Here is a 26,990-nt window from a genome sequence, read left to right on the forward strand (position 1 = left end):
CTCAGAATTCTAGGTTCAAATGTTAAATAGGTCTAGCCCAAAGCACTATGACCTTGATCCAAGTTTTTTATATCCGCTGAAAAAAAAGCTCGGATTAAGAAGATGATCTGCCCGAAAAGACCCAATTTGGTCAAACAAAATTACTGATGACGGGATCCTGGGTTATTTCAGGTTAGCTCAGCTCTCCATTATTCCCCTGTTCAAATTGTTCCTTGATCAGGGTTTGTTTACGCTGCTGTATCAATTTTTTGATCACCGGCGTCAGAATCAGCTCCATGGCCAGGCCCATTTTGCCGCCGGGCACCACCAGGGTGTTGATCCTGGACATAAAACTACCTTGAATCATCTGCAGATAGTAGGAAAAATCCACGTCTTTTACACCCCGGAAACGGATCACCACGAAACTTTCGTCGTCGCTGGGGATATCCTTGGCGCTGAAGGGGTTGGAGGTATCCACCGTGGGGACCCGCTGGAAATTGATGTGGGTGCGGGAGAACTGCGGGGTCATGTGATTCACATAGTCGTCCATGGAGCGGACGATGCTGCCCATCACCTTCTCACGGCTGTGGCCCCGGTCTCCGGTATCGCGGATGATCTTCTGAATCCACTCCAGGTTGACGATGGGCACCATGCCGATCAGCAGGTCCACCTTCTCCGCCACGTTCACCTCATCGATCACCACGCCACCGTGCAGCCCTTCGTAATAGAGCAGGTCGGTATCTGTCTCCAGGGGCTGATAGGGGGTGAAGGTGCCGGGCATCTGGTTGAACGGCACCGCCTCATCGAAGGTGTGCAGGTACTGTCTGACCTGGCCCTGGCCGGACTGGCCATAGGTTTCAAACAGCTCACCCAGGGCGGGGAAGTCGTTGGCTTCGGGGCCAAAATAGCTGATGCTCTTGTTCTCTTCCCTGGCCTTACGGATCGCCAGTTCCATCTCCGCCCTGGTGTAGCGGTGGAAGCTGTCCCCCTCCACCAGCGCCGCCTTCACACCCAGCTGACGAAAGATGTGTTTAAAGGCTTTGGTGGTGGTGGTGGTGCCGGCACCACTGCTGCCGGTAACCGCGATGATCGGGTGTTTGGCTGACATATCCTTTGGCCCCTCCCTGTAATTGGTCTTTTGTTATAAAAGTGTTGCCCCTGCCGGGTCAAGAAGCTTTGCCTCAGAGCGGCATGGCGGAGGTCACCTGATCCGCCGGGCGGATCGCCACCGACTCCTCCTCTTCGCTGAACTCTACCACCAGCTCGCCCCGCTTCAGGGCTGCCTCCACTTTGGGCAATGCCTGGGACAGGGCCTGGCTGTCGGTCTGGTCAAACCCCTGGTCGGTGATCTGCTGCAGCAGAAACTCCCGCATCAGGTTGGTCAGGGCCTCGGTCGAGAGACTCTGTTTCAATTGCTCGTAGGGGATCAGCATGGTCAGAACTTATATCGGATCTTGGCCACCAGAGCCACGTCGGCGCTGTTGTCCGGGTGTTTGAAGTTCTCCATGATAACCCCTTCCAAGGCCAGATTGCGAACCTGGTAGCGGTAGCCCAGGCTGATCTCGTGGACCGGCTTGGCGAACTCACCCAGGTCGGGCAGTATGCCGTCGGCGGCGTTGTACTCCAGCAGCAGTTGATGACGGTCGCCGAACTGGCGGCGGTAGCCCATGCCCCAGTGCCAGCTTGAGGTCTCCAGTTCGAAACCGAACAGGGCGTCGCCGTCGGTCCAGGCCACGGCCCCCATCAGGTAGGCGGTGTTGTTGCGCCAGGCATATTGGTAATCCAGCTGGATACTGCCGTCCCAGCCGCCGCCGCTGCGGGGGTTGGTGTCATCCTCGTAGGCCAGAACCACAGTGCTGCTCAGGTCATGGCGGCGATGACGATAGAGGGCGTAGCCCAGGGACAGCTCCAACTGACGGCCGATGGCCTGACCGCTGAAGTCTTCAATGAGCAGGTCCGCCTTGGGGATCTCCAGGTAGCTGCGATGCTTGGGGACGTCAGTCCGGCCATTCTGGTCGATGCCGAACAACTTGTGGAAGGAGAGAGTCAGCTGATCCAGATGGGCGTCGTCTGTAGTGTGGCTGGCGATGGAGGCCCCCAGTTGCCAGCGGTCCGACGGACTCCACAGCAGGCTGAAACGGTACTGAATGGTGTAGTAGTCCATCACATACTCATCGTCGATGGCCCAGATGCTGGCAGCGTAGATGGCGGCATCGGCGATAAGGTCGCCCTGGGTGTAGCGGGCAGGGCGGAAGATGGGGCTGAGAACCAGGGACTTCAGGGGCGCCTGGGAGCGCACCATCATGGGCCCGTCTGCCCAGTAACGGCCATAGGCCGGGGCTACGGCAACCACCAGTCCCCCGAGGATCCAGACAGCTTTCATCTCCACCTCCCACACACCCTCTCTGAGATTCAGTGTAGGAGGCGAATATGGGAAGTGCCGGATTTATAAGGGCTCGTTCAGGTAGTTGAGCGCTCGAGGCTCCAAATAGAAGGCCGGTCGCCACAGGGGGCCGCCGCTGATGAATCCCACATGACCGCCATAGGGGCACAGCTCCAGAGTGACGCTGTGGGCCAGCTCGTGGGGGGCGGGAATCACCGCCTGAGTCATGAAGGGGTCATCGGCGGCGTGCAGCACCAGCAGGGGACGGCGTACTCCCTTGAGAAACTGCTTGCCGCTGGCTCGACGGTAGTAGTCGTCGGCGCCATCGAAGCCGTGCAGCGGGGCGGTGACCCTGTGGTCAAACTGGTAGAAGGTGGTGAGCTTATTGCATTCCCCGGGTCCCACGGGCATGGCGCCAGCGTGGGGACCGGCCAGCTTCTGATGGATCTTGCCCCTCAGCCGGGTCAGCAGGTGACGTTGATAGACCCTGGAGAAACCGCGCTCCATCCGCTGGGCACAGGCGGCCAGATCCAGGGGAGGAGAGACCGCCACGCCCCGCTGAATCAGACTGATGTCTCCCTGTTCCCCCAGGTACTTGCACAGCACATTGCCCCCCAGTGAGTAACCGATGGCCAGGATGGAGCGGCCGGGGAAGCGCTTGGACAATTTGGTGAGCAGCTGGCCCAGATCGGCGGTTTCGCCGCTGTGGTAGGTGCGGGGCAGGGCGTTCATCTCGCCGCCGCAACTGCGCTGATGCATCACCACTGCCGCCGCCCCCTGCTGGTTGAGCCGATGCAGCATGCGACGCACATAGTGGGAGTCAGAGCCTCCCTCCAGGCCATGAAGCAGCAGGTAGAGGGGGCCGTCACCCTCCGGGTTCAGCCAGTCCAGCTGCAGCTGATCGCCATCGCTGAGGGAGAATCTCTCCCTGTGCAGGGGCAGGGCGGCGGGCTTGACCATCAGCGGCCAGATGGTCTGCAGGTGGGGGTTACGCCACCAGCGGCTGGGGGAAAAGCGGGTCGTCATCCGTGTCATCAATGTCCGTGGGAATGAGGCTTCAGGGTAGCGGAACTTCTACCCTTGGGGAAAGGAAAAGGGAAAGAGAAAGGGCCCCGAGGGGCCCTGTGTGACTCATAATTACTGCACCGCCCTGAGTTGGGGCTGGTTGATCATCTGGCTGGCCAGGTCGAACAGCTCCGACAGCTGACCCAGAAGCTCAGAGGGCAGGTCCCCGGGATTGAGATCATGGGCCTGTAGGCAGGCGGTGAGGTTGTCTCCCTCCGCCTCCACCTTCAGGTGTTGCAGGGCCTTGACCATCAGGCGCTGGCTGCGTTTCTCCATCACCAGTTCCACCTCCAGCATCTGCCGGTAGCTGTCTTCCGGCAGGCTGGTTTTGGCCAATTTACGCAGCTGGCGGTAGGGGCCTACCATGCGCTCTTCCCACTCATCTTTGGCCTTGCGCAGCGTGGTAAAGCGCGCGCCATCCAGGAACATGTGTTCATGCTCCATCAGGATGGCCAACAGCAGCAGGTTGGGGTCGATGCTGTACTGATCCTGCATCAGCAAACAGATCTGGCGGGCTTGTTCCTGCTGCCAGATTTTGTCGCCGAACTGCCACAGGCTCTCGTGACTGATCATCTATTATTGCTCCTTCGCGGCGTCCCGAATGGCTTCCATCTGCTCCTGGATATCCAACCACTCCAGCTCAAACTCTTCAAGCTGGGATTGCAGATCGCCTCGTTCCATCAGCAGGCCACTCAGTTCTGATTTGCACTCATCGGAGTAGAGGCGACTGTCTGATAGGGACTCTTCAATGGTGGTCAAACGAGTGTGCAACTTTGACATCCGTTTATCGATGTCAGTTTCGATTTTTTTGAGGGGCGACAGCTTTTGGCGAAGTTCCGCCTCCAGGCGCTTGCGGTTTCGCTTCTGTTCTGACTGGGAGGGACCATTCTCCTGGGTGTCGCTGGTTCTGGCCTGTTGAATCAGCCATTGGTGGTAGTCCTCCAGATCCCCTTCGAAGTCGTTCACCCGGCCGCCATCCACCAGGTAAAATTCGCTGCAGGTCGCCCGGAGCAGGTGGCGATCGTGAGAGACCACCACCATGGCGCCATCGAACTGCTGCAGGGCCAGGGTCAGGGCTTCCCTCAACTCCAGATCCAGGTGGTTGGTGGGTTCATCCAGCAACAGCAGATTGGGGCGTTGCCAGATCAGCAGGGCCAGCACCAGCCGTGCTTTCTCCCCGCCGGAGAAGGGGGCCACCGGCTCCTTGGCCTTGTCGCCGCTGAAGCCATATCCGCCCAGGTAGTCCCGCAGTTGTTGCTCGGTCGCGTCCGGGGCGATCAGGGTCAGGTGCTGCAGCGGACTCTGTTCCGGATGCAGGGTCTCCAACTGGTGCTGGGCAAAGTAACCGATCTGCAGGGCCGGATTGGGGGCCAGCTCGCCACTCATCGGCTTGAGTTCCCCCGCCAGCAGTTTGATCAGGGTGGACTTACCGGCGCCATTACGCCCCAGCAGGCCGATGCGGCTGCCGGGCACCAGGTTGAGTTTGATCTGCTCCAGCACCGTCTTGTCACCGTATCCACCCTGTACCTGGTCCATCTGGATCAGCGGGTTGGGCAGGGCTTGGGGGTCGCGGAACTGGATGTTGAAACTGTTCTGGGCATGCAGGGGCGCCAGTTCGGTGAGTTTCTCCAGGGCCTTGAGCCGGCTCTGTGCCTGACGGGCCTTGCTGGCCTTGTAGCGGAAGCGATCCACGAAGGACTGCATATGAGCCCGCTGGCGCTGCTGCTTTTCAAACTGGGCCTGCTGCTGGGCCAGTTGTTCGGCGCGCTGGCGTTCAAACTGGCTGTAGTTGCCCTTGTAGTGGTTCAGTTTCTGGTGCTCGATGTGCACCACCTCACCGGCCACCTGGTCCAGGAAGTCGCGGTCGTGACTGATGAGGATCAGGGTGCCTGGATAACGCTTGAGCCACCCCTCCAGCCAGATCAGGGTGTCCAGATCCAGGTGGTTGGTGGGCTCATCCAGCAGCAGCAGGTCCGAGGGCACCAACAGGGCCCGGGCCAGGTTGAGGCGCATCCGCCAGCCACCGGAGAAGCTCTTGACCGGTTGTCCCTGAGCGCTCTGATCGAACCCGAGACCGTCCAGCAACTCGGCGGCGCGGGCGGGTATCTGGTAGCCATGATAGGCCTCGAAGGCGTCGTGGGCGGCGGCGATCGCCCGGCCTTCGCCGGACTCCTGGGCACGGCCCAGCTCCTGCTCCAGGGCGCGGAAGTGGCGATCGCCGTCCAGCACGTAATCCAGGGCACTGGCTGTCAGCGCCGGGGTCTCCTGGTCTACGGTGGCCATACGCCACCCCTTGGGCAGGCTCAGGTCCCCCGCATCCGGGCTGACCTGGCCGGTGAGCATCGCCAGCAGGCTGGACTTGCCACTGCCGTTGGCCCCCACCAGGGCCACCTTGTGGCCGGGATAGATGGTGAGTGAGGTGTTATCCAGCAGCCGCTTGGCGCCGCGGATGAGTTGCACCTGATTTAGCGTTATCATGGGTTCGATAGTCAGATAGGAAGTGGCCGAAGTGTACCACAACGGACCCTAGGGCCTGAGGAGAAAGATGATCATGGAAGCAACCCGCAAGAAGCGATTTATTGCCGGCGCCAGCTGCCCAGAATGTCAGGCGATGGACAGCATCATGCTGTTTGCCGAGAACGGGGTGGAGGTGATGGAGTGCGTGGAGTGCGGCCATCAGCAGCGGCAGGCGGACGCACCGGCCCAGAAGCAGGCCGGCGCCGGCCAGATCATCGGGGTGTTCACCCCGGAATAGAGCCGGCAACAGGGCGTGCTGCGCGTGTCAGTACGCCCTCAGAAGCCGGTTTTACAGCCCCAGGAAGGAGCGGTTCTTCTGTTTGCGGATCTCTTTCTCATCCGCCCACTCGATCAGGCCACTCTCCAGATCCATCAGTCGCATGGTCATCTTGTAATAGACATCCTTGGTGGACCCGTCCTGCTTGACGATGCTGGAGAGGTTGCCGTACAGCATGTACTGGGCACCGATCTGGCGGCCGAACTGGATGGCGGTCGCGGGGTTCACCAGGCCGCCGTTGTTCTGAAAGTCCAGTTGTTTGCGTACCGACTCCACCTTGGTCATGTCCACGAAGCGGAACTGACCGCTGCGCAGCAGGCGGGTGCTGATGGTATCGGTGATGGACTCGGTATCGATGTGCTCCGAGGTCTTGTTCTTGATCTTGTCAACGAACACCACGGGACGGCTGTCGCCGGTGAGCCGGATCACCGAGGGGGTGGTCAGCATGGAGTCCACCATCTTGGCGGCCACGGACTGCAGATCCGAAGAGCCAAAATCTACGGTGACGGTCTCGGTTTCTGTGGCATCCCGGTACTCCACCTTGGACTGACAGCCGCCGAGCAGGGCGATGGCCGCAACGGCCACGATCAGTTTTACGCTTTTCATCTTGGGTCTTCCTCTTACAAAATCACTGAGTGCATCCGGATCCCCGGGCCGGTCTTCACCGCCCAGACCAGGGTGGTTCGTCCCGCTTTGACTTCCACCGGTTGCGGGGTACCGTCGATGGCCAGCTGATACTGGCCGGGAGTGACCGCCTTGGGCCACATCCACGCCTGGCGGGGCAGGGTCAGCCAGCTGCGCCGGTCCGCCTGTTCCGTCAGGGCGTTGAAAATCTGCATGGCGATGGCGCCAACGTCACCGCCCTTCTTTTCCGCCCACTGGTTGGTGCCGGCCTTGGCGGCCACCCGCAAGGCCTGGCGCAGGACGATGGCGGGGTACTGCTCCTGCAGGGCCCGCACCGCCAGAGTGTCGATCTCACCGATCAACTGGGCCTCCCCCTGGTAGGATTCTGTTCCCTCCAGGCTCAGATTGACCCTTGGGTTGGGCGTTGACAAGCTCCTATAGGTGGGCAGGGAGACCTGCTGGTAGTAGCCGTCGATGGTAAAGGGGATGGTGACCGACTCCCTGGCCGGCACATAGCCGGTCTCCAGCAACACCACCACCCGCCCCTGATCCGGGGCAAACTCCGCCGGGGCGCCAAACTGGCGGCGGGCGCCGTCGCAGTCGATGTCCAGTTCACAGGAGAGGCGCACATACTCGGCACCCAGCAGGCGGTTGTCCGGGTAGGCCTGCAGCGCCTTGCGCAGGTCGATGAGGGCGTCGTTGTCTTCCCCCTGGGCTTCAAACAGAATGGCGTTCTGATACAGGGTGTAGCTGTTGAGAAAGGAGTTGGTGGCGTTGCCGCCCAAGGCGTCCAGCTTGGCCAGCTCCCGGTTGAGGCTGGCGCTGCGCAGGGTCTTCACCTCATCTCTGTCTTCGTAGGCCCTCAGTGCCAGGGTCTGGGCCTGATCGGCCCGCCGCGCCTCCACCGTGGCCCCGGTGAGGTCGCCACTGAGCAGGTAGTTGAGGGATTGATACTGGTGCACCAGCACCCGCTCGTAGGCCTGGCCCCGGTAGGGGATCAGGTTGTCGGACAGGGTGGCCGCTGCGGCCTGGCTGGTGAGATCGCTCAGGCTGACCAGGGCCTTCCAGTCGCGCTGGTCATACTGGCTCAGGGCCTGTTCAAAGTAGCGGCGGCTGGCGTCAAAGTTGCCCTGAAGCTGGGCAATCCGCCCCGCCTCCTGGGCGTAGAGCAGCCGGTCCTGCCCCTGCAACCCGGCCTCCAGGGGTTTCAATGCCTGGCCTTTGCCGTTGTCCAGCTGGGCTTTCACCTCGCCCATCTGCGCCGGATAGGGCAGGAACAGCGAGTTGGAGGCGCAGCCCGACAACGCCAGGCTGGCGAGGGCCGCCAAGGTGATGGGTTTCATCATGACAGCCCCTTCCTGAGCCACACCTCGGTGGCCATCAACTGGCGGTTGTCCTCCACTCTGTCGAGGAAGGTGAGGCCGCACAGGTGATCAAATTCGTGGCAGAAGATGCGCGCCACAAACCCTTCCAGGCGAGTGTGGTGTCGCTGGCCACTGAGGTCATCAAAGCGGACGTCAACCCATAAGGGGCGCGATACCCGTCCGCGGATGCCGGGTACCGACAGGCAACCCTCCCATCCCTTCTCCTGCTCGCTGGACTGAGCCTCGATGCCGGGGTTGGCCATCACCACCGGATCCATCTGCGGCGCGTCCGGGTAACGGGCGTTGGGGCGTGAAGCGATGATCATCAGCGCCAGGCTGTGGTGCACCTGAGGGGCGGCGATGCCGACCCCGCCCTGCTCCTCCATCTTCTGGTGCATCTGCTGTGCCAGTCTGTCCACCAGTGGGTCCGGCAGCGGGACCGGCCTGGCTTGCTGGCGCAGCACCGCCTCGCCCAGCAGGGCGATGGTGAGAGGGGTCGGGGAGAGGGTGGTCTGGCTCATATCAATAATGGGGTGGTGGGGTCTCTTCCGCCTGGGTCGCGATCTGGCTGGGGCCGGTGGCCATCACCTTGTCTGCCAGCTGTTTGATCTGGCGCTGCATTAGATCCAGCCGCTGGTTCAGTTCCACCACAGTCTGGTTGAGGCTGTCGATGGTTTCCTCCTGGAAGGCCACCTTGGTCTCCAGCTCGCTGATTCTTTGTTCGGTTAGGGACATACTGCTGTGCTCAATAAGAGATGACTCACTATCATAGAGGAATGCCCCCTGGGTTTCATGTGTGGATGCGCGTTGATTGAGCAGCGGCCGCGGCGCCCCTGGGTTAAACTTTAGTTCGCGACAATATTGATAAGACCCTGATATGGAATATGAGTTCAAACACGGCCTCACCGGAGAGCGGGAGGCAAGGTTGTCCATGGGCCACGAGGCCTTTGGCCAGTTGCTGACGGAGGAGCTGGGCCGGCGTGAGCTGGTAGACCGGTTGCTGGGCCAGTTGCGTCAGGTGAATGGGCTGGCGGAGCGGCGTTTCGGCCTGGGAGAGTGGACCCTGGTTCTGGAGCAGGGTGAGGTGATGCTGAGCCACAACGCCCTGGGCATGGAGCAGGAGCAGGAACTGGATCCGGACGTGGAGCTCTACGATCAGGAGAGTGAGTCCAGCTGTGGACTGGAGGACCTGTGCCAGCTGCTGGAGAGCTGGCACCAGTTTCTGGGGCGTTAGGGCGTGGTAAACCCTTACACGCCTTAAGGTGGCCCAGCGGGGCTGGGCGCCCCCCTGATTACTTCTGCAACACCTTCACCGCCAGCTCCACCCGGGAGCGGCAATCGGTCTTTCTCAGCAGGTTCTTCACGTGCACCTTGACGGTGCCCTCACTGATGAACAGCTTTTCCGCCAACAGCTTGTTGCTCATCCCCTCGGCGATCAGCCGGGCGATCTCCTGCTCCCTGGGGGTGAGCTCCTGCCACCAGGAGTCATCTTCCCCTCCCGAACCCTGCAGGTAGGACTGCAGACGCTCGGTGATCACCTGTTTGCCGGTAATGACCTGCTCCACCTGATCCAGAATCTGCTCGGGTTCGCTGTCCTTGAGCAGGTAGCCGTCGGCGCCGGCCTGGATCAGGGTGCGCACATCTTCGGCGGCGTCAGACACGGTCAGGATGACGATGTGGCTGGTGACCTCCTCCTGGCGCAGTGCGTTAAGGGTATCCAGACCCGACATCCCCTTCATATTCAGATCCAGCAGGATCAGGTCAGGCTCATCCTCGGCCACCGCCGCCAGGGCATCCACCCCTGAGCCAACTTCGGCAAACAGGTCGTAGCGCTCGTCCAGGGTCAGCAGCTGACAGATGCCTCGTCGCAGCAGGGGATGGTCATCCACGACCATCACGCTCCAGGGCTTACTCATGCTTATCGTCCTCTTGTGGTCTGAATATTACCTTCACGCACAGGCCGCCGCCGGGATTGGAGATGAACTTCAGCTCTCCGCCCAGCTTGCGTGCACGTTCATGCATGATACCAATTCCAAAATGGTTTTCTCTCTCTTTCACATTTTCGATGCCGATGCCGGTATCGCACACACTGAGCTCTATCTGGTCATCCTCCAGGGAGAGGGCACTCAGGGTGATGCTGTCCGCGCCGGAATGTTTGATGGCGTTGAGTACCGCCTCCCGGCTCAGCTGCAGCAGGTGTACGTGCTGCTGAGGAGAGAGCGCCGGGGTAGTGAGATGATAATTGAGCACCAGTTCGCTCTCCGAACGCGACTCCAGCTGTTCCAGCATCTGCTCCAGGCTGGCCTTGAGATCCTGCTCGGAGATGGTGAGACGGAAGGTGGAGAGCAGCTCCCTCAGCTGCTGGTAGGCCTGGTTGGTGCCTGAGACGATCTCCTCCATCGCCTGGTCCCTCAGCTCCTGGTTGTTGGCGGCGATGGCCCGCTTGAGCAGCGACGTCTGGATCTTCATGTAGGCCAGTACCTGGCCCATGGAATCGTGCAGTTCCCGGGCGATGGTGCCCCGCTCCTCCATCAGCGTCAGCCGTTCCCGCTGTTGGCTGGCGCGATTGAGCAGCACCGCCCGGGCCACAATGATGGCGAAGTTGTGCAGCATCTGCGGTGGCAGGGGGCCGTGGCCAATCAGCGACAGGGTGCCCAGACGTTCATGTTCAAACACCAGCGGTTCGGCGGTGGAGATGGGGGTGTTGCGGCTGGGATCCCCCAGGGTCATGGTCAGGTCCTGGCGATCGTCGATGGTCAGGGTGACCCCATTGGCGCCGGTGTGTTTCTGCAGGCGCTCCAGAGCCTGCTGCATGGTGTCCGCGCCCAGGCGATCCCGGTGGAACCACAGGGAGGTCTGGTAGAGCAGCATCAGACCGGCGTTGGCCTGCTCCAGCTCCCGGGTTTTTTCCTCCACCTGCTGCTCCAGGTTGCTGTAGAGAGCTTCCAGCTCGGCGGCGGTCTCTTTGAAGGTGTCACTCAGGGTCTGCAGTTCGTGGTATTCACTCTCGGGCAGGTCCAGGTCGAACTTGCGCCGGCTGATGGAGAGGGCGGCTTCTTCCAGCAGGTGCAGGGGGCGCAGCACCCGGCCTCCCACCGCCCGCATCAGCAAAAAGCCCATGGCCATCACCGTCAGCAGACCAAGCAACTGGGTGGCCAGCAACAACATGGTTTTCTTCTCCGCCTGACTCTCCAACATGTCCACCAGCATGTCGATCTCATCCACAAACTGACGCACCTCGTTGACGTAGGCGCGGGAGTTGCCGTTGAGGGCGTAGAGTTTCATCTGATGCCAGCTGGCGATCACCTGATCGTATTGCTCGTGGGTGGAGCCAGGGTTGTACCAGCTGCGTGCCTTGCCCAGTTCGTCGGAGTAGAGGATCTCCTCAAATTCGGCAATCTTACGATCCACCACGGTGCTGCCGGCGTTGGCCAGGAAGATCAGCTGGTAGGAGCGCATTCGCAGGGAGCCGGATGCGTTGATCGCCTTGGCATCATCCACGCTGTACATCAGGGTGATCACCGAGAAGACCGCCAGGCCGCCAAAGATGAAAATCACACTGACAATCAGTGACAACACTGTGGTGGAGAGGCTTTTGTTGCGGCGCATGACGGGCCCTGTTTCTGAGGTTTGCTGCAAGCCTATCGCCAAGCTCCGGTGAATGACAAGAGAAGTGAGTGATTCACGGGCGAAATTGGTCAAGTTATCTATCCTTAGATGGCAGCCTTAGGGCGTGCTGACCTTGAGTGGGAGACATTTGGCCGAGGGTGACGGCGCCATGTTTGGCGTTCGGTTGTTCGCACAGAATCCTGTGCCCAAATCGAACGCGACTCGTGGACATCGTCAGCCCGGTCCTGGTCGGCGCCAACTCCTTCAGGAAACCGGACCCATTGCACTCAGAGAACACTGGGTCGGTGGGCATCAACTCCCAAATTGGCGTGATTGCTTTCACCCAGGGTCGACATCGCCGGGTTGCCATCTAAAACAGCAATAATGGAGCGCAATCGTGAACAGGATGAAACTCATTGCAGCACTGTTGTGTCTGGCCGCGCCTTTGGCCACTGCCAAAGAGGTGACCGAAGCGGACAGCAGTAAATTCGCTAAATTCAAGAAACAGCATGCCAGTTGGCAACAGACCGAGGAGAGTAAGGAGCTGGTGGATGCTCTGGCCGAGGATCCCAGGCTGGTGGTGCTCTGGGCCGGCTACGGCTTCGCCAAGGATTACAACAAGGCCCGGGGCCACCACTACACCATCACCGACCTGCGCAACACCCTGCGCACCGGTGCGCCCACGGGCAAAGAGGATGGTCCCATGCCCATGGCCTGCTGGTCCTGTAAGAGTCCGGATGTGCCCAGACTGATCGATACCCTGGGTGAGAAGGAGTATTTCCACGGTAAGTGGGCCAAACGGGGTGACCAGATCACCAATGAGATCGGCTGTGGTAACTGCCACACCAACAAGGGCAAGCTGAGGATGTCTGTCCCCTTCGCCGAGCGTGGCTTCGCCGCCATCGGCATGGACTGGGAGTCTGCCTCCAAGTCGGATCGTCAGAACATGGTCTGTGCCCAGTGTCACGTGGAGTATTACTTCTCCAAGCCCGACATCATGGTGACCTTCCCCTGGAACAACGGCACCTCGGTGGAGGATATGGAAGCCTATTATGATGCCCTGGAATTCAAGGACTGGACCCACGGTGTGTCCAAGGCACCGATGCTCAAGGCGCAGCACCCAGGATTCGAGACCGCCCGCACCGGCCCTCACGGTCGCAATGATGTCTCCTGTACCGATTGCCATATGCCCCGGGTGACCAACGCCGAAGGTAAGAAGTTCACCGACCATAATGTGGGTAACCCCTTCGATCGTTTCGAGTTTACCTGTGGCAAGTGTCATGAGCAGGGGAAAGAGGAGCTGGAGAAGGTGGTGGCTGACTACAAGAAGATGGTCACCGATCTGAAGATCCAGGCGGAAGACCAGCTGGTCAAAGCCCACTTCGAAGCCAAGGCTGCCTGGGATGCCGGGGCCACCGAGGCGCAGATGAAGGACGCCCTGACCGCCATCCGCCACGCCCAGTGGCGCTGGGACTACGCCATCGCGTCCCACGGGGTTCACGCTCACAACCCGGCAGAGGCGATGCGGGTACTGGGGACCTCTCTGGAGCGCAGTGCCGAAGCGCGCGCCATGCTGGCCCGCATCCTGGCGGTAAATGGCGTGACCGCCGAGGTGAAGGTGCCGGACATCTCCACCAAGGCCAAGGCTCAGGCGGTGGTTGGACTGGACATGGATAAACTCCGTGCCGACAAGGAAACCTTTAAGAAGACCCTGGTGCCCGAGTGGGACAAGAACTACCCGGGTAAGACCGAGTAGGCCATTTCGCGTCGTTCAAGCCCCGCCCTGTGCGGGGCTTTTTTTGTGCTGTTTTTTTGTGCACCAAAACTGGGCGAAGTCAGAATAAACGTGCACCTAATGGTGCATGGTTAGTCAATCCCAAGGGGGCGGATTCAGCTAAGTGAATGATTTTAGTCGATAATAAAAATTGGCACGGGAGTTGAAATAGCTATGCCATCAGCACTGGATGAGGGATTGGGAAGATGAAATTGGTAAGCGTCATTATCAAGCCGTTCAAACTGGACGATGTCCGGGAAGCGATCGCAGATCTGGGGGTCGATGGACTGACGGTCACCGAGGTGAAGGGCTTCGGCCGTCAGAAGGGCCACACCGAACTCTACCGCGGCGCCGAGTACCAGGTGGACTTCCTGCCCAAGGTGAAGCTGGAGATCGCCACGGCGGCGGACAAGGTGGATCACCTGATTGAGGTGATCAGCCAGGCGGCCCATACCGGCAAGATCGGCGACGGAAAAATCTTTGTATACGACCTCGAGCGAGCGGTGCGGATTCGTACCGGCGAGCTCGACGCAGAAGCGATTTAAGGGGGACGAGAGATGGAAGAGTTAACCAAACTTGGCACCACGGTGTCTGAACTGAGATTTGCCCTGGATACCTTTTATTTCCTGATGTCCGGTGCCCTGGTAATGTGGATGGCGGCAGGGTTCGCCATGCTGGAGGCGGGCCTGGTCCGCTCCAAGAACACCACGGAGATCCTCACCAAGAACATCTGCCTCTACGCCATCGCCTGCGCCATGTTCCTGCTGGTGGGTTACAACATCATGTATGTGGACAACGCCGAAGCGGGCTGGCTGCCCAGCCTGGGCGGGCTGATTGGCACTCAGGCTTCCGATGCGGACCACGCCCTGGAGTCCGACTTCTTCTTCCAGGTGGTCTTTGTGGCCACCGCCATGTCCATCGTCTCTGGTGCCGTGGCGGAACGTATGAAATTGTGGGCATTTCTGGCTTTTGCTGTTGTCCTTACCGGCTTCATCTATCCAGTTGAGGGATATTGGACCTGGGGGGGTGGCTTTGTTTCTGAGCTGGGTTTTGTGGACTTCGCCGGTTCCGGCATCGTTCACATGGCCGGTGCGGCAGCAGCAATCGCCGGGGTGCTCCTCTTAGGCGCCCGTAAGGGCAAGTACGGTGCCGATGGCAGCGTGCATCCCATCCCTGGCTCCAACATGCCCATGGCGACCCTGGGAACCTTCATCTTGTGGCTCGGCTGGTTCGGCTTCAACGGCGGCTCGCAGTTGATGGTGTCTGACGCCGAGAACGCCACCGCCGTGGCCAAGATCTTCGTCAACACCAACTCCGCGGCCGCCTTCGGTGCCATTGCCGCCCTGATTGTGTGCAAGCTGATGTGGGGCAAGGCGGATCTCACCATGATCCTCAACGGCGCCCTGGCAGGGCTGGTGGCCATCACCGCCGACCCGCTGTCGCCCTCTCTGGCTCTGGCCGGCGTCATCGGCCTGGTGTCCGGCGGCCTGGTGGTGTTCTCCATCGTTGCCATGGACAAGGTGAAGATCGACGATCCCGTGGGGGCGATTTCGGTACACGGAGTGTGTGGCTTCTTTGGACTGATGGCTGTGCCCCTGTCCAACGGTGACGCCAGCTTCGGCACTCAGGCCCTGGGGGCCCTGATCATCTTTGCCTGGGTCTTCGCCACCAGCCTGGGGGTGTGGTACCTGCTGAACAAGACCATGGGCATCCGGGTCAGCGAAGAGGAGGAGTACCGCGGCATGGACATTGCGGACTGTGGCATCGATGCCTACCCTGAGTTTGTCACCGTCAAGGGAACGAACTGAACTCCATAATAACGACAACAACTCTCTCTACTGCAGTTGCGCCCTCCCTTGGAGGGCGCTTTTTTATGAGTGGCTGATATTCATCCTTTTTCACTCAAGGCATGAGGCAGAGCAAGATCTGTGGCTGTGCCATGGGGCAGACTGTTGGGCGGCGATTGCACCATAGGTCATCGCCGGGTATTTTGTATTGTTATCGGAGTTCGGAGTCATCATGACCACAGACACAGGGAGCGCTATGCCTCGGGAGCAAGCAGGGGTATGTGCAGAGGGCAACCTTCACGGGTTGTATCTGCTGTTTAACGCAGAGGAGCAGGCGGAGCCCGCCCTGAGAGGGGTGCTGGCGGAGATCGCCGGCTGGTTGCAGGCCTCGGTGGATCAAAATGCAGACAGTGCCTTCAACGGCTTTGTGGCCGTCGGCGCCAACTACTGGGATACCCTCTACCCCGATGCCCGCCCCGCCAAGCTGCGCCCCTTCCCCAGTTTCGAGCAGGATGACCGCAAGGCGCCGGTGCAGCCGGTGGACCTGTTTATCCACATTCGCTCTGACCGGGTAGACATCAACCATGTGGCCGCGATGGAGGTGTGTCACCGCCTCAGGGGTCTGGTTCAGCTAGTGGAGGAGGTGCGCAGTTTCCGCTACCTGGACAATCGCGACCTGACCGGTTTTGTGGATGGGACCGAGAACCCTCAGGGGGTGCATCGCCGTGAGGTGGCCCTGGTGGGGGATGAGGATACCCCATTCCGCGGTGGCAGCTACATTCACGTCCAGCGTTATCAGCACAATATGGACCGCTGGAGCGGCATCAGCCTGAAGCAGCAGGAGGACACCATTGGCCGTACCAAGATGGAGAACGTCGAGTACGCCAGCCAGGACAAGCCCCTGACCTGCCACATCAAGCGCACCAACCTGAAGGATGACCAGGGCAACTCCATGGAGATCCTGCGTCAGAGCATGCCTTACGGCACCATGAAGGAGCAGGGCCTGTTCTTCATCAGCTGCTGCAGCACCCCGGTGAACTTCGAGGCCCAGCTGAAGTCGATGATCCACGGCGATGGTCATGGTCACTATGATCACCTGCTGAACTTCACCCAGGCGGTCACCGGCGCGGCCTTCTTTGCCCCCTCCCTGGACTTCATGGAGTCCGCCGCAGGCTAAACCGACCCCCATGAAAAAGGCCCGCACTGTGCGGGCCTTTCTATTTCTCTGCTACTGGGTATCAGCCCTTGTAGTTGAACAGGTCCTTGACCGTCTGCAGCGCCTTATCGATGTTGTCCGCCTTGGTGGGGGCAATAAAGATGGTGTCGTCACCGGCGATGGTGCCCAGGATCCCCTCGGGCTTGCCGATGGAGTCCAGCAGGCGGGCGATCAGCTGGGCGGCGCCCGGGCTGGCCTTCACCACGATCATGGCGCCGTTGTGGTCCACGTCCAGCACCAGGTTCTTCAGCGGGCTGGTGGCGGTCGGCACACCCAGCTCGGCGGGTAGGCAGTAGACCATCTCCTGCTTGGCGTTGCGGGTTCGGACGGCGCCGAACTTGCTCAGCATGCGTGACACCTTGGACTGGTTGATGGTGCTGAATCCGGCAGCCTGCAGGGCATTGACGATCTCGCCCTGGGAGCCAAAACGCTCCTCTTTCAGCAGGGATTTGAAAACGCGGATTAGCTCATCCTGATTGCGGGTCGACTTCATTCTGGCAGCTCGTTGTTTCTAGAGGGTTATTCATATTTTGCCCATTTGCCTCTGGATAGGCAACCACAGGCCCAGAAGGGCAGTGGAGCAGAGCTGGAGTTAAGGGTCAATAAGAGATTGGTAAAATTGCCTTTAAACCCGTGTTTGGGTATGGTGAGCCCAGACATTCAAACGCGATCCATGTCACATCAAAGGATAGATGGAGAACCCCATGAAAGTAGCAGTACTCGGCGCGGCCGGCGGGATTGGCCAGGCTCTGGCACTTCTGTTGAAACTGAACCTGCCCAAGGGCAGCGACCTGGCTCTGTATGACATCGCCCCGGTAACTCCTGGCGTTGCCGTGGACATCAGCCACATCCCTACCGCAGTGAACGCCAAGGGCTATGCGGGCGAAGATCCCACCCCAGCCCTGGAAGGTGCCGACGTGGTGCTGATCTCCGCCGGTGTGGCTCGTAAGCCCGGCATGGATCGTGCGGACCTGTTCAATGTGAACGCCGGCATCATCCGTAATCTGGTGGCCAAGGTGGCCGAAGTGGCGCCCAAGGCCTGCATCGGCGTGATCACCAACCCGGTGAACACCACTGTCGCCATCGCCGCCGAGGTGTTGAAGAACGCCGGCGTCTACGACAAGCGCCGTCTGTTCGGTGTGACCACCCTGGACGTGATCCGCTCCGAGACCTTCATTGCCGAAGCCAAGGGCCTGAGTCCTGAGCAGGTGAAGATCAACGTCATCGGCGGCCACAGCGGCGTGACCATCCTGCCTCTGCTGTCTCAGGTTGAGGGGGTGACCTTCTCCGAAGAGGAGATCGCTTCCCTGACCCACCGCATCCAGAATGCCGGCACCGAGGTGGTGGAAGCCAAGGCCGGTGGCGGCAGTGCCACCCTGTCCATGGCACAGGCGGCCTGTCGTTTCGGTACCTCTCTGGTTCGCGCCCTTCAGGGGGAGCAGGGTGTGGTGGAGTGCGCCTACGTAGAGGGCAATGGTGAGCACAGTCGCTTCTTCGCTCAGCCGGTGCTGCTGGGCAGCGAGGGTGTGGCCGAGGTGCAGAGCTACGGCGCCCTGAGCGAGTTTGAACAGAAGGCCCTGGACGGCATGATGGAGACCCTGGTGGGCGACATCGACAAGGGCGAGGCCTTTGTCAACGGCTAAGCCGTCAGCCAGACAGAGAAAAGGCCCCGATTGGGGCCTTTTTTGTCTCTGACGCCTGGCGCCGTGAGCTTGGCTGATACCAGTTTGATCTGTTAGCTGCGGCGGTCCACGGCGATGCGGGCCAGGGACTGCAGGGCCACCTTGGCGTCGCTGTCCGGCAGCGGGGCCAGGGCGGCGATCGCCTTGTCCGCTTCCTCGTTGGCGCGGTCCATGGTGTATTCCAGCGCGCCACAATGGTTGAGGGCCGCCAGAATGGGATCGATCTCCTCGGTGCCGCCGTTCTCGATGGCGGCGCGGATCAGCTGACGCTCCTCCTCGCTGCCTTTACCCATGGTATAGATCAGCGGCAGGGTAGGCTTGCCCTCGGCCAGGTCATCGCCGATGTTCTTGCCCAGTTCGTCCGCTTCGGCGGTGTAATCCAGTACGTCATCCACCAGCTGGAAGGCGGTGCCCAGATAGCGACCGTAATCGGACAGCGCCTTCACAATCACCTCATCCTGATCGGCCACCACTGCCGCCAGACCGGTGGCCGCTTCAAACAGCTTGGCGGTCTTGCAGTAGATCACCTGCATGTAGCTCTCTTCGGTGGTGTCGGGGTCGTTGCAGTTCATCAGCTGCATCACTTCACCCTCGGCCAGCACGTTGGTGGCCTCCGCCAGGCCTTCCATCACCTCATGATTCTTCATGTCGGTCATCATCTGGAACGAGCGGGTATAGAGGAAGTCACCCACCAGCACGCTGGCCTGGTTGCCGAACAGGGCGTTGGCGGTCTCCCGGCCACGGCGCATGGTGGACTCGTCCACCACATCGTCGTGAAGCAGGGTGGAGGTGTGGATGAATTCGATGATGGCAGCCAGGCGGATATGGTTGTCCCCCTGGTAGCCTACGGATTGAGCGGCCAACAGAGTCAGCAACGGACGCATCCGTTTTCCGCCACCGTTGATGATATAGAAGGAGAGCTGGTTGATCAGGACAACATCAGAGTGAAGTTGCTCGTAGATCATCTGGTTGACCAACTTCATGTTGTTGTCGGCCAAGTCTCGGATGGCGTTCAGGTCCATAATATATCCGGCTGTAGGCTGCCAAACTCGGCAGCTGTAAGTATAATGTGCACAGTATGGAAGCGAATTCTACCCAAATTCCACGCGCATAACAGCCGCATTTGCCCATTGATTGAGGTGCCGCTCAATTCGGTCAGATCCTTTCGCGATCTTTTTTATCGTGGGTCTTGCCTGTTTTGTGTCCTTGGCGTAGAATGCCCGGCCATTGTCAACAAGTTTTAAGCCACACCCTGACCCCAACATGGCGCGGTCGGCGTGTGAAGCGGAGTTTTTACTATGTACGCGGTTTTCCAAAGTGGTGGTAAGCAACACCGTGTTAGCGAAGGCCAGACTGTTCGTCTGGAGAAGCTAGACGTTGAAACCGGTAGCACCATTGAGTTCGATAAAGTTCTTCTGGTTGCTAACGGCGAAGACGTGAAGGTCGGTGTTCCTTACGTAGATGGCGGCAAGATTGTTGCTGAAGTTGTGACCCACGGTCGTGGCGATAAAGTTAAGATCGTCAAGTTCCGTCGTCGCAAGCACCACCGTAAGCAGATGGGCCACCGTCAGTGGTTCACTGAAGTTAAGATTACTGGCATCAACGCCTAATTACGGAGTAACGAGAAATGGCACATAAAAAAGCTGGCGGTTCTACTCGTAACGGCCGTGATTCAGAAAGCAAACGCCTTGGTGTTAAGCGCTACGGCGGCGAGTCTGTTCTGGCAGGCAACATCATCGTTCGTCAGCGTGGCACCAAGTTCCACGCCGGTGACAACGTAGGCGTAGGCCGCGATCACACTCTGTTCGCTACCGCGAACGGCAAGGTGAAGTTCGAAGTGAAAGGCAAGCAAAACCGTAAATTCGTGAGCATCGTTGCCGAGTAATTCGTTCACCGAACGATCTGCAAGCCCCGCCATCGGCGGGGCTTTTTGCGTCCAAGGGGGAGAGGCGATCCCTGATGATCCCATCCTTGGTATACTATTAGCTGATTTCCTGACGGGTTAGAGCGATGAAATTTGTAGATGAGGTGCTGATCCGGGTTGAAGCCGGAGACGGCGGCAGCGGCGTGGTGAGTTTCCGCCGTGAAAAGTACATCCCCAAGGGGGGCCCGGACGGCGGTGATGGCGGCGATGGTGGCGATGTCTACCTGATCGCCGATGAGAACCTGAACACCCTCATCGACTACCGCTTTGAGCGTTGCCACCGTGCCACCCGGGGTTCCAATGGCGCCAGCGCCAACTGCACCGGTAGGCGTGGAGAGGACAAGGTGTTGTCTGTGCCCGTGGGCACCCGAGCGGTGGATTCCGATACCCAGGAGCTGATCGGCGACCTGACCAAGCATGGTCAGAAACTGCTGGTGGCCAAGGGCGGCTACCACGGCCTGGGCAACACCAGGTTCAAGAGTTCGGTCAACCGCACCCCAAGGCAGAAGACCCTGGGTACCCCGGGCGAGCACCGCGAACTGAAGCTGGAGCTGCTGCTGCTGGCGGATGTGGGGATGCTGGGTCTGCCCAACGCCGGCAAGTCCACCTTTATCCGCGCGGTGTCTGCCGCCAAGCCGAAGGTCGCCGACTACCCCTTTACCACCCTGGTGCCCAACCTGGGTGTGGTCCGGGCCAACGCCTCCGAGAGTTTCGTGGTGGCGGACATCCCCGGCCTGATCGAAGGGGCCGCCGACGGCGCCGGCCTGGGGGTTCGCTTCCTCAAGCACCTGGAGCGTTGTCGTGCCCTGGTGCACCTGGTCGATGTGGCGCCCATTGATGAGAGTGACCCTGTGGAAGGGGCCAAGGCGATCATCAAGGAGCTGGAAACCTACTCGCCCAAGCTGGCCGACAAACCCAGAATCCTGGTGCTGAACAAGCTGGATCTGGTGCTGGACGAAGAGAAGGATGAGCTGGTGCAGCGCATTGTCGATGGCCTGGAGTGGGAAGGTGATGTGCGCACCATCAGTGCCCTGTCCCGCACCGGCACCGACGATCTGATTCAGGAGCTGATGGCGATGCTGCGCGATATGCCTCGCGATGAGGAGCAGCAGAGCGACGAGGATGAGGTGGAGTTCAAGTGGGAGCACCACCATAAAGAACAGATGGATCAGGCCGTTGTCGAAGAGGACGACGATGATTGGGACGACTGGGATGACGACGACTACGACGTCGAAGTGGTCTACCAGCGTTAATCTGAACAGTGAAAAAAGGGGCTTCGTGCCCCTTTTTGTTAAGCAAAAAAGAGTATGATTCGAAGGTGTGGTGAAAAACCCACCTCATTGTGAGACGTTTTTTTGGGGAGTCTGGGGTTGGAACTCGCTCAGCAGAATGAGATCACCCGGCTGGCGGTCAGAGCCGCTCAGCTGATGTTGGCCTGGGGAGCCGAAAGTGAACTGGTGGAAGACGTGGGCCAGCGCCTCGGGGTGGCCCTGGGCGTCGAGAGTGTGGAGCTGTCCATCTCCTCCACCTCCCTGGTGCTGACCACCCTCTACCGGCAGCGCTGTGTCACCACTACCCGTCGACTGCGGGATCATGGCCTGAACATGGACATGGTGTGTGAAGTGCAGCGCATCTGCGTCATGGCAGAGAAGGGCCTGCTGGATCTGGACCAGGTGGGCCGCAAGCTGCGTCAGCTCAAGCCCAAGACCTGGAATCGCTGGCTGGTGGTGGCGATCATCGGCCCCTCCTGCGGCAGTTTTGCCTACCTGTTCGGTGCCGACGACACCGCGGTCATGTTGACGGTGCTGGCTTCCTGCATCGGCATGGTGGTGCGCCAGCATTTGGCCAAGGGCCACTTCAACCTGTTGATCAACTGGGCCGCCACCGCCTTTGTCACCACCCTGGTGGCGCGACTGGCGGCCATGGTCTGGCCCACCCCGGACGCCGAGGTGGCGATGGCGGCGGCGGTGCTGATGCTGGTGCCCGGATTTCCCCTGCTCAATGCCATCGCCGATATGGTCAAGGGCCACTATAACGTCGGCCTGGCCCGCTGGGGGCAGGCGACCCTGATGACCGCCTCCGCCGCCATCGGCATCACCCTGGCGATGCAACTGACCGGGATGGGGTGGATATGAACCTGCTGCAGCTGCTGATCAACGGCGCCATCGCCGCCATCCCGGCGGTGGGCTTCGCCATGGTGTTCAACGTGCCCGGCCGTTTCCTGTGGCGCTGTGGCCTGGCCGGTGCCGTCGGTCATATGGTCCGCGGCCTGTGCATGACCTGGGGGGCCCCGATAGAGTGGGCCACCTTCGCCGCCTCCATGACCGTCGGTTTTATGTCGGTGCGCTGGTCCAGGGAGACCCTGGCGCCCATGCAGCTGTTTGGGGTGGCCGCCATCATCCCCATGATCCCCGGCACCTTTGCCTTTAACACCGTCATCGGCCTGGTGGAGATGAGCGCCTTGGGGGTGACCGCGGAGAGTTTGATGCCCGTGGTCTACAACGCCCTGAAGACCCTGTTTATTCTCGGTGCCCTGAGTGTGGGGCTGGCGATGCCCGGCCTCATCTGGTACCGGAACAAACCCATTATCTAGGGCATGTTGACCTTCGCTGATTGTTTTTGCTTAAGTCTCCGGCACTTGTGGCATTAAGATGCTTGGAGTCCGCTGCTACAGAGTCGTCACTCTGGAAGATGGAAGTGCCCTTTTGGGTCAAACACTAAACACCAAAGATAAACACGCCCTAGGAACTACGGATGCGCCTATCCATGATCGCCTGTATGGCCCACGACAGGGTCATTGGCAAAGAGAACCAGATGCCCTGGCATCTGCCTGCCGACCTGAAACACTTCAAAGCCATCACCCTGGGCAAACCTGTGGTGATGGGGCGCCGTACCTTCGACTCCATTGGCCGTCCGCTGCCCGGTCGCCACAATGTGGTGATCTCCCGCAATCCGGACTACCAACCCGAGGGGGTGACCCGGGTGGCCAGCATCGACGAGGCCCTTACTCTGCTGGCCGATGAGGAGGAGGTGATGATCATCGGCGGCGGTCAGCTCTACGCCAGCCTGCTGCCGAAGGCGGACCGGCTCTACCTGACCCTGGCCCAGCTGCAGGTGGAGGGGGACACCCGCTTTCCCGATTATCAGCAGCTGCAATGGCGCGAGCTGGAGCGGCAGGTCAGGCCCGCCGACGAGGCCAACGCCTGTGATCTCCATTTCGTCACCCTGGAGCGGGTTCGCGACTGAGTCACGCTTCTAACTGCTTGTTATGGTTCCATATGCTCCCGGTTTGCATCGTTAAGCATCTGGGGTAAGCTGTCGCTGTTACCCTATGTAAATCTTTTAATAACGATAAGTAACAAGGAGTGGTGCGATGAAGACCCATCTGAGTCTGGCGGTGGCTGCGGCCCTGGTAATCAACCTGGCCTGGACACCGCAGGTTCAGGCGAACGACCAACTGATCGCCAACATCTGCCAGTACGTACACGACGATAACAAAAGTCGGCTGCGTAAGAAGCTGAAAGAGTCCAATGTTAAGGTGCGCAACATCTACGACGGCATTCGCTGCAACGGCGAAACCATGATCCGCAGTGCCATCACCAACAACGCCAACGACGTGGGGGTGTTCCTGGTGAAACGTCTGTCGGCCAAGAGCCTGAAGGAGCCTGAGTTCGACGGCAAGACCGTGCTGGACTGGGCCACCTCCAATGGCCATGACGGCTCTCAGATCGTCGGTGCCATCCGCGAGCGTACCGGCAGCTAGTGCCGGATTGAATAAAAAAAGGCGACCCTGGGGTCGCCTTTTTTGTTGGAGGTGCGTCAGACTTAGACGACTTTGAATCGGCGCACCTGCTGCTGCAGCTCTTCAGCCAGTTGGGCCACCTGCTGGCTGGAGGAGGCGGTCTGGATGGCACCGGAGGAGGTTTGCTCGGAGATGGTGGCGATCTGCTCCAGCTTCTCGGAGATGGTCTGGGAGACGGTATTCTGCTCTGCGGCCGCCTGGGAGATCTGATTGCCGGCACTGACCACACCGGCCACGGAGCGGGTAATCGCTTCCAGGGCGGTGTTGGCTTCCTCGGTGGTGGTCACGCTGCGACGGGCCTGTTCCTGGCTCTTCTGCATCACCTCTTCCGCTTCCTGAGCCCCGGCCTGAACCACCTCGATCATCTGCTGAATCTCTGTGGTGGACTCCTGGGTGCGGGACGCGAGGGAGCGAACCTCGTCTGCCACCACGGCGAAGCCGCGACCCTGCTCACCGGCCCGGGCTGCCTCGATGGCGGCATTCAGGGCCAGCAGGTTGGTCTGCTCGGCGATGCCGCGGATCACATCCAGGATGCTGCCGATGGCGGCGGTGTCGCTGTTGAGCTTGTTGATCACCTGGGCGGTGCGCTCCACCTCGTCCGCCAGGTTCTGGATGATGACGCCGTTGTTCTCCGACAGGCTGCGGGCCTGGCGAGTCTCATCGTCCGCCTGCTGGGTTTCGCCCAGGGCATCGTTGGCGTTTGTGGCCACCTGGTTGGCGGAGCTGGAGAGCTGGTTGGTGGCACTGGCCACCTGCTCAATCTGACTGGTTTGCTCCTGGATGCCTGAGGTGGTTTGGGCGGTGACGGCGGAGGTCTCCTCGGCGGCGGCGGCCAGCTGGTCGGCGCGCTCGGTGATGGAACGAATCAGTTCTCTCAGAGAGTCGGAGAGGGCGTTGATGTTACCCGCCAGCTTACCGAACTCGTCGTGGGCGGGCAGATCCAGCCGCTTGGTGAGGTCGCCGCTGGCCAGTACCGCCAGCACCTCGTTGACGTGGTCCAGAGGCTGGGTGATCGACTTGCGGGTGCGCAGGCTGATCAGGGTGGCCACCAGGATCGAGCCCAGCATCACTGCCATGGTGAGGCTGCGGGTGGACTCCAGGGAGTCCATCGCCAGGTTGCCGGTGTCGTCACTGATGGCAGCCAGCTGCTGCTGCAGGGTCTGGGTCTGGGCGATCAGAGCGTCGTAGTGGCTGCGGGCCTCACCCAGTTGGGTATCCACCAGCTGCGCCTGACGCAGGTTGCTGCCTTGCAGGTCAATCAGGTTGCTGCTGCCGCGCAGGAAGCCGGTGAGGGTCTCCAGATTGTCGGTCAGCTCCTGCACCAGCTCCTGCTGGCCGGTGGCCTCACCGTCGGCAACCATCGCCTCCATGCGGTAATCCAGGCTGCGCAGCAGAAACTCGGTTTCGCTGCGTAAGGTTTCCAGGTCCGTCAGGGAGCCGATCTTGCTCAGTTCCAGGCCGATGGCCACCATGCTGGCCACGGCGCTGTCCATGTTATTGGCTTCGCCGGCCATCTGCCGCTCGGTGGCGTTGTCGGAGACTTCAAGGTCCATCAGGTCCAGCAGGATGGAGCTGGCATCGTCGCCGGCCATCTCCATGGTGTCGATCTGCTCTATCAGGGTCGCCTGACCCTCTCCCAATGCCTGTTTCGCCTGGAGCATGCCACTCCAGGCCTGGTGAAAGGCGCTGTTGTACCTGCTTGCGTCACCGGAGCTCAGTCCAAAGTCGGGACGGGTTTGCAGCAGGGTATCCAGGGTTTGTACCTGATTGTCCAGCCGGCCCTGCTGCAGCTGCAGCTGCTGTTGCAGAGGCGCTAGGGCGTCGGCCTGGTCCGCGTCGTGGGCGGACTGGATGGTGATGAACTGTTGGTTGAGCTCCAGGCTCAGCTCGTTGACCTTGTCCTTGGCCGGTACCGCAAACTGTTTATAGGTATTGGTGTGCTCTTCCACCGTGTTGATGCTGGACAGGGACAGGCCGCCCAGAATCAGCAGCAACAGGGTGACGAAGGTGAATCCTCCGATGATGCGGAGTGAGACGGTGAGTTTCATTATTAGTATGGTCCTTGGTGTGTGATCCCCCAACGCACACCATGTTATCAAGCTGGCAACCAGTTTGCAGCAGCCATCATGCCGATTTATCCAACAATAAAGGGGCGAAACGTGCCCCTCTAACCCCAGACTTTGTCTGCCTGCTGAGTAAATCTCAGACCCGTTTCCAGTTGCCAGAAAGTCAGCCAGTGACCCCAGCAGGCGCCGGTGTCCAGACTGATGGCGTTACGGGTTCGGGAAAGCCCCATCAGTGCCGCCCAGTGGCCAAACACCACACGGTACTCCTGAAGCAGGGGGTGGGGTAGGCGAAACCAGGGAAGCAGAGTGCCCTCACCGTCCGGGTTGCCCTTGGCGTAGAAATCCAGCCGGCCATCCGGGTAGAGCAGGCGCATCCGGGTCAGGCAGTTGATGGTGTAGGTCTGACGCCGGTACGGGCTGGCGTCCGGCTCATCCAGATCCGGTTTGTCGCCATACATCTGGCCAACGAACTCCAGGTAGTGATCCGATTGCAGGGTGGCGCTGACCTCATCGCCCCGGCGGACCACCTCGTCGACGCCCCAATGAGGCGGGACTCCGGCATGGGTCAGGATCACTTTGTGTTCAGGCAGATGGCGGTAGAGGGGTTGGCGGCGCAGCCACTGGATCAGTTCGTCGCTGTCCGGGGCCTCGAGGAAGGCTGTCAGCCTGTCCTTGGGCTTGGCTTTCTTCAGGCCGGCGTGCACCGCCAGCAGATGCAGATCGTGATTGCCCAATACGGTGCGACCGGCGTCGCCCAGGTCGCGGAACAGCCTCAGCACCTCCAGGGAGCCCGGGCCCCGGGCCACCAGATCACCGGTGCACCAAAGCACATCCTCGGCGGGGTCGAAGCCCACCTGGTCCATCAGTTTTCGCAGTTCGTCGTAGCATCCCTGAATATCGCCGACAAAATAGTTGGCCATG

General features: G+C 60.4%; 30 protein-coding genes. 14 read left to right on the forward strand and 16 right to left on the reverse strand.

Annotation, left to right across the window (positions count from 1 at the left end):
- Positions 1-172: 172 nt before the first annotated feature.
- The 6 genes from G505_RS0111475 to G505_RS0111500 all read right to left on the reverse strand — a co-directional run bounded on the left by G505_RS0111475 (position 173) and on the right by G505_RS0111500 (position 5,905).
- Positions 173-1,087 (reverse strand): phosphoribulokinase, encoded by a 915-nt coding sequence (locus tag G505_RS0111475; RefSeq protein ID WP_028109678.1) that lies wholly within the window; start codon positions 1,085-1,087, stop codon positions 173-175.
- Between the two features lie 73 nt (positions 1,088-1,160).
- The gene (locus tag G505_RS0111480) at positions 1,161-1,412 is read right to left on the reverse strand and encodes a YheU family protein (RefSeq protein ID WP_028109679.1); all 252 of its coding nucleotides are present in this window, start codon (positions 1,410-1,412) and stop codon (positions 1,161-1,163) included.
- A gap of 2 nt (positions 1,413-1,414) precedes the next feature.
- Positions 1,415-2,362, reverse strand: a complete 948-nt coding sequence (locus G505_RS0111485; protein ID WP_028109680.1) for a DUF3187 family protein — start codon at positions 2,360-2,362, stop codon at positions 1,415-1,417.
- Between the two features lie 63 nt (positions 2,363-2,425).
- A complete protein-coding gene (locus G505_RS0111490) occupies positions 2,426-3,397 on the reverse strand; it encodes a hydrolase (protein WP_342662887.1) in 972 nt (323 codons plus the stop codon).
- A gap of 102 nt (positions 3,398-3,499) precedes the next feature.
- Positions 3,500-4,000, reverse strand: coding sequence for a TIGR02444 family protein (locus G505_RS21395; RefSeq protein ID WP_051216118.1), 501 nt, complete (start codon positions 3,998-4,000; stop codon positions 3,500-3,502).
- Between the two features lie 3 nt (positions 4,001-4,003).
- Positions 4,004-5,905 (reverse strand): ATP-binding cassette domain-containing protein, encoded by a 1,902-nt coding sequence (locus G505_RS0111500; RefSeq protein WP_028109682.1) that lies wholly within the window; start codon positions 5,903-5,905, stop codon positions 4,004-4,006.
- 67 nt (positions 5,906-5,972) lie between these two features.
- On the opposite strand from G505_RS0111500, the gene G505_RS0111505 reads away from it, so the two are divergent.
- The gene (locus tag G505_RS0111505; protein WP_245568367.1) at positions 5,973-6,182 is read left to right on the forward strand and encodes a YheV family putative zinc ribbon protein; all 210 of its coding nucleotides are present in this window, start codon (positions 5,973-5,975) and stop codon (positions 6,180-6,182) included.
- A 51-nt stretch (positions 6,183-6,233) separates the two neighbouring features.
- Here the strand turns inward: G505_RS0111505 and lpoB are convergent, their stop codons facing one another.
- Genes lpoB through G505_RS0111525 form a run of 4 tightly spaced genes read right to left on the reverse strand, consistent with a single transcriptional unit; the run spans position 6,234 to position 8,944 of the window.
- A complete protein-coding gene (gene lpoB / locus G505_RS0111510) occupies positions 6,234-6,827 on the reverse strand; it encodes a penicillin-binding protein activator LpoB (protein ID WP_028109684.1) in 594 nt (197 codons plus the stop codon).
- Between the two features lie 14 nt (positions 6,828-6,841).
- A complete protein-coding gene (locus tag G505_RS0111515; protein WP_028109685.1) occupies positions 6,842-8,191 on the reverse strand; it encodes a COG3014 family protein in 1,350 nt (449 codons plus the stop codon).
- Positions 8,188-8,730 (reverse strand): peptide deformylase, encoded by a 543-nt coding sequence (gene def / locus G505_RS0111520; protein WP_028109686.1) that lies wholly within the window; start codon positions 8,728-8,730, stop codon positions 8,188-8,190. The genes G505_RS0111515 and def overlap by 4 nt, the downstream gene beginning before the upstream one ends.
- A 1-nt stretch (position 8,731) precedes the next feature.
- Positions 8,732-8,944 carry a SlyX family protein gene (locus tag G505_RS0111525; RefSeq protein WP_028109687.1) on the reverse strand — a complete coding sequence of 71 codons (213 nt, stop codon included), beginning with the start codon at positions 8,942-8,944 and terminating at the stop codon, positions 8,732-8,734.
- A 142-nt stretch (positions 8,945-9,086) separates the two neighbouring features.
- On the opposite strand from G505_RS0111525, the gene G505_RS0111530 reads away from it, so the two are divergent.
- Entirely contained in the window at positions 9,087-9,443 is a 357-nt protein-coding gene (locus G505_RS0111530) for a YacL family protein (protein WP_028109688.1), read from the forward strand.
- 58 nt (positions 9,444-9,501) lie between these two features.
- Here G505_RS0111530 and G505_RS0111535 read toward each other — a convergent pair whose 3' ends face one another.
- Both G505_RS0111535 and narQ read right to left on the reverse strand, forming a co-directional pair.
- Entirely contained in the window at positions 9,502-10,125 is a 624-nt protein-coding gene (locus tag G505_RS0111535) for a response regulator (protein WP_028109689.1), read from the reverse strand.
- Positions 10,118-11,818, reverse strand: coding sequence for a nitrate/nitrite two-component system sensor histidine kinase NarQ (gene narQ / locus G505_RS0111540; RefSeq protein ID WP_028109690.1), 1,701 nt, complete (start codon positions 11,816-11,818; stop codon positions 10,118-10,120). The genes G505_RS0111535 and narQ overlap by 8 nt, the downstream gene beginning before the upstream one ends.
- 406 nt (positions 11,819-12,224) lie before the next feature.
- Between narQ and nrfA the strand changes: the two genes are divergently transcribed.
- The 4 genes from nrfA to G505_RS0111560 all read left to right on the forward strand — a co-directional run bounded on the left by nrfA (position 12,225) and on the right by G505_RS0111560 (position 16,556).
- Positions 12,225-13,574, forward strand: coding sequence for an ammonia-forming cytochrome c nitrite reductase (gene nrfA, locus G505_RS0111545; protein ID WP_051216120.1), 1,350 nt, complete (start codon positions 12,225-12,227; stop codon positions 13,572-13,574).
- A gap of 224 nt (positions 13,575-13,798) precedes the next feature.
- Positions 13,799-14,137, forward strand: coding sequence for a P-II family nitrogen regulator (gene glnK, locus G505_RS0111550; RefSeq protein ID WP_028109692.1), 339 nt, complete (start codon positions 13,799-13,801; stop codon positions 14,135-14,137).
- A 12-nt stretch (positions 14,138-14,149) separates the two neighbouring features.
- Complete coding sequence (locus G505_RS0111555) at positions 14,150-15,400, forward strand: ammonium transporter (RefSeq protein WP_028109693.1); 1,251 nt, start codon at positions 14,150-14,152, stop codon at positions 15,398-15,400.
- Between the two features lie 211 nt (positions 15,401-15,611).
- Complete coding sequence (locus G505_RS0111560) at positions 15,612-16,556, forward strand: Dyp-type peroxidase (protein WP_035385348.1); 945 nt, start codon at positions 15,612-15,614, stop codon at positions 16,554-16,556.
- A gap of 61 nt (positions 16,557-16,617) precedes the next feature.
- Here the strand turns inward: G505_RS0111560 and argR are convergent, their stop codons facing one another.
- Complete coding sequence (gene argR / locus G505_RS0111565; protein WP_028109695.1) at positions 16,618-17,088, reverse strand: transcriptional regulator ArgR; 471 nt, start codon at positions 17,086-17,088, stop codon at positions 16,618-16,620.
- Between the two features lie 211 nt (positions 17,089-17,299).
- On the opposite strand from argR, the gene mdh reads away from it, so the two are divergent.
- Positions 17,300-18,238, forward strand: coding sequence for a malate dehydrogenase (gene mdh / locus G505_RS0111570; protein ID WP_028109696.1), 939 nt, complete (start codon positions 17,300-17,302; stop codon positions 18,236-18,238).
- 92 nt (positions 18,239-18,330) lie between these two features.
- On the opposite strand, the gene ispB is transcribed toward mdh, so the two are convergent.
- A complete protein-coding gene (gene ispB / locus G505_RS0111575) occupies positions 18,331-19,299 on the reverse strand; it encodes an octaprenyl diphosphate synthase (RefSeq protein WP_028109697.1) in 969 nt (322 codons plus the stop codon).
- A gap of 276 nt (positions 19,300-19,575) precedes the next feature.
- Between ispB and rplU the strand changes: the two genes are divergently transcribed.
- The 7 genes from rplU to G505_RS0111610 all read left to right on the forward strand — a co-directional run bounded on the left by rplU (position 19,576) and on the right by G505_RS0111610 (position 23,964).
- Positions 19,576-19,887 carry a 50S ribosomal protein L21 gene (gene rplU, locus G505_RS0111580; protein ID WP_028109698.1) on the forward strand — a complete coding sequence of 104 codons (312 nt, stop codon included), beginning with the start codon at positions 19,576-19,578 and terminating at the stop codon, positions 19,885-19,887.
- 17 nt (positions 19,888-19,904) lie between these two features.
- Positions 19,905-20,162 (forward strand): 50S ribosomal protein L27, encoded by a 258-nt coding sequence (gene rpmA, locus G505_RS0111585; protein ID WP_028109699.1) that lies wholly within the window; start codon positions 19,905-19,907, stop codon positions 20,160-20,162.
- A gap of 125 nt (positions 20,163-20,287) precedes the next feature.
- The gene (cgtA, locus tag G505_RS0111590) at positions 20,288-21,454 is read left to right on the forward strand and encodes an Obg family GTPase CgtA (RefSeq protein WP_028109700.1); all 1,167 of its coding nucleotides are present in this window, start codon (positions 20,288-20,290) and stop codon (positions 21,452-21,454) included.
- Between the two features lie 174 nt (positions 21,455-21,628).
- Positions 21,629-22,336 carry a threonine/serine exporter family protein gene (locus tag G505_RS0111595; protein ID WP_245568369.1) on the forward strand — a complete coding sequence of 236 codons (708 nt, stop codon included), beginning with the start codon at positions 21,629-21,631 and terminating at the stop codon, positions 22,334-22,336.
- Positions 22,333-22,794, forward strand: a complete 462-nt coding sequence (locus G505_RS0111600; protein ID WP_028109702.1) for a threonine/serine exporter family protein — start codon at positions 22,333-22,335, stop codon at positions 22,792-22,794. Before G505_RS0111595 ends, G505_RS0111600 begins: the two co-directional genes overlap by 4 nt.
- A 161-nt stretch (positions 22,795-22,955) precedes the next feature.
- A complete protein-coding gene (gene folA / locus G505_RS0111605) occupies positions 22,956-23,447 on the forward strand; it encodes a type 3 dihydrofolate reductase (protein WP_028109703.1) in 492 nt (163 codons plus the stop codon).
- A 127-nt stretch (positions 23,448-23,574) separates the two neighbouring features.
- A complete protein-coding gene (locus G505_RS0111610) occupies positions 23,575-23,964 on the forward strand; it encodes a DUF3718 domain-containing protein (protein ID WP_028109704.1) in 390 nt (129 codons plus the stop codon).
- Positions 23,965-24,026: 62 nt separating this feature from the next.
- Here G505_RS0111610 and G505_RS0111615 read toward each other — a convergent pair whose 3' ends face one another.
- Both G505_RS0111615 and G505_RS0111620 read right to left on the reverse strand, forming a co-directional pair.
- Positions 24,027-26,051, reverse strand: coding sequence for a methyl-accepting chemotaxis protein (locus tag G505_RS0111615; protein ID WP_028109705.1), 2,025 nt, complete (start codon positions 26,049-26,051; stop codon positions 24,027-24,029).
- Positions 26,052-26,170: 119 nt separating this feature from the next.
- Complete coding sequence (locus G505_RS0111620) at positions 26,171-26,989, reverse strand: symmetrical bis(5'-nucleosyl)-tetraphosphatase (RefSeq protein WP_028109706.1); 819 nt, start codon at positions 26,987-26,989, stop codon at positions 26,171-26,173.
- Position 26,990: the final 1 nt, after the last annotated feature.

It is taken from the genome of Ferrimonas futtsuensis DSM 18154, from assembly GCF_000422645.1.
GTDB classification, from domain to species: Bacteria; Pseudomonadota; Gammaproteobacteria; order Enterobacterales; family Shewanellaceae; genus Ferrimonas; species Ferrimonas futtsuensis.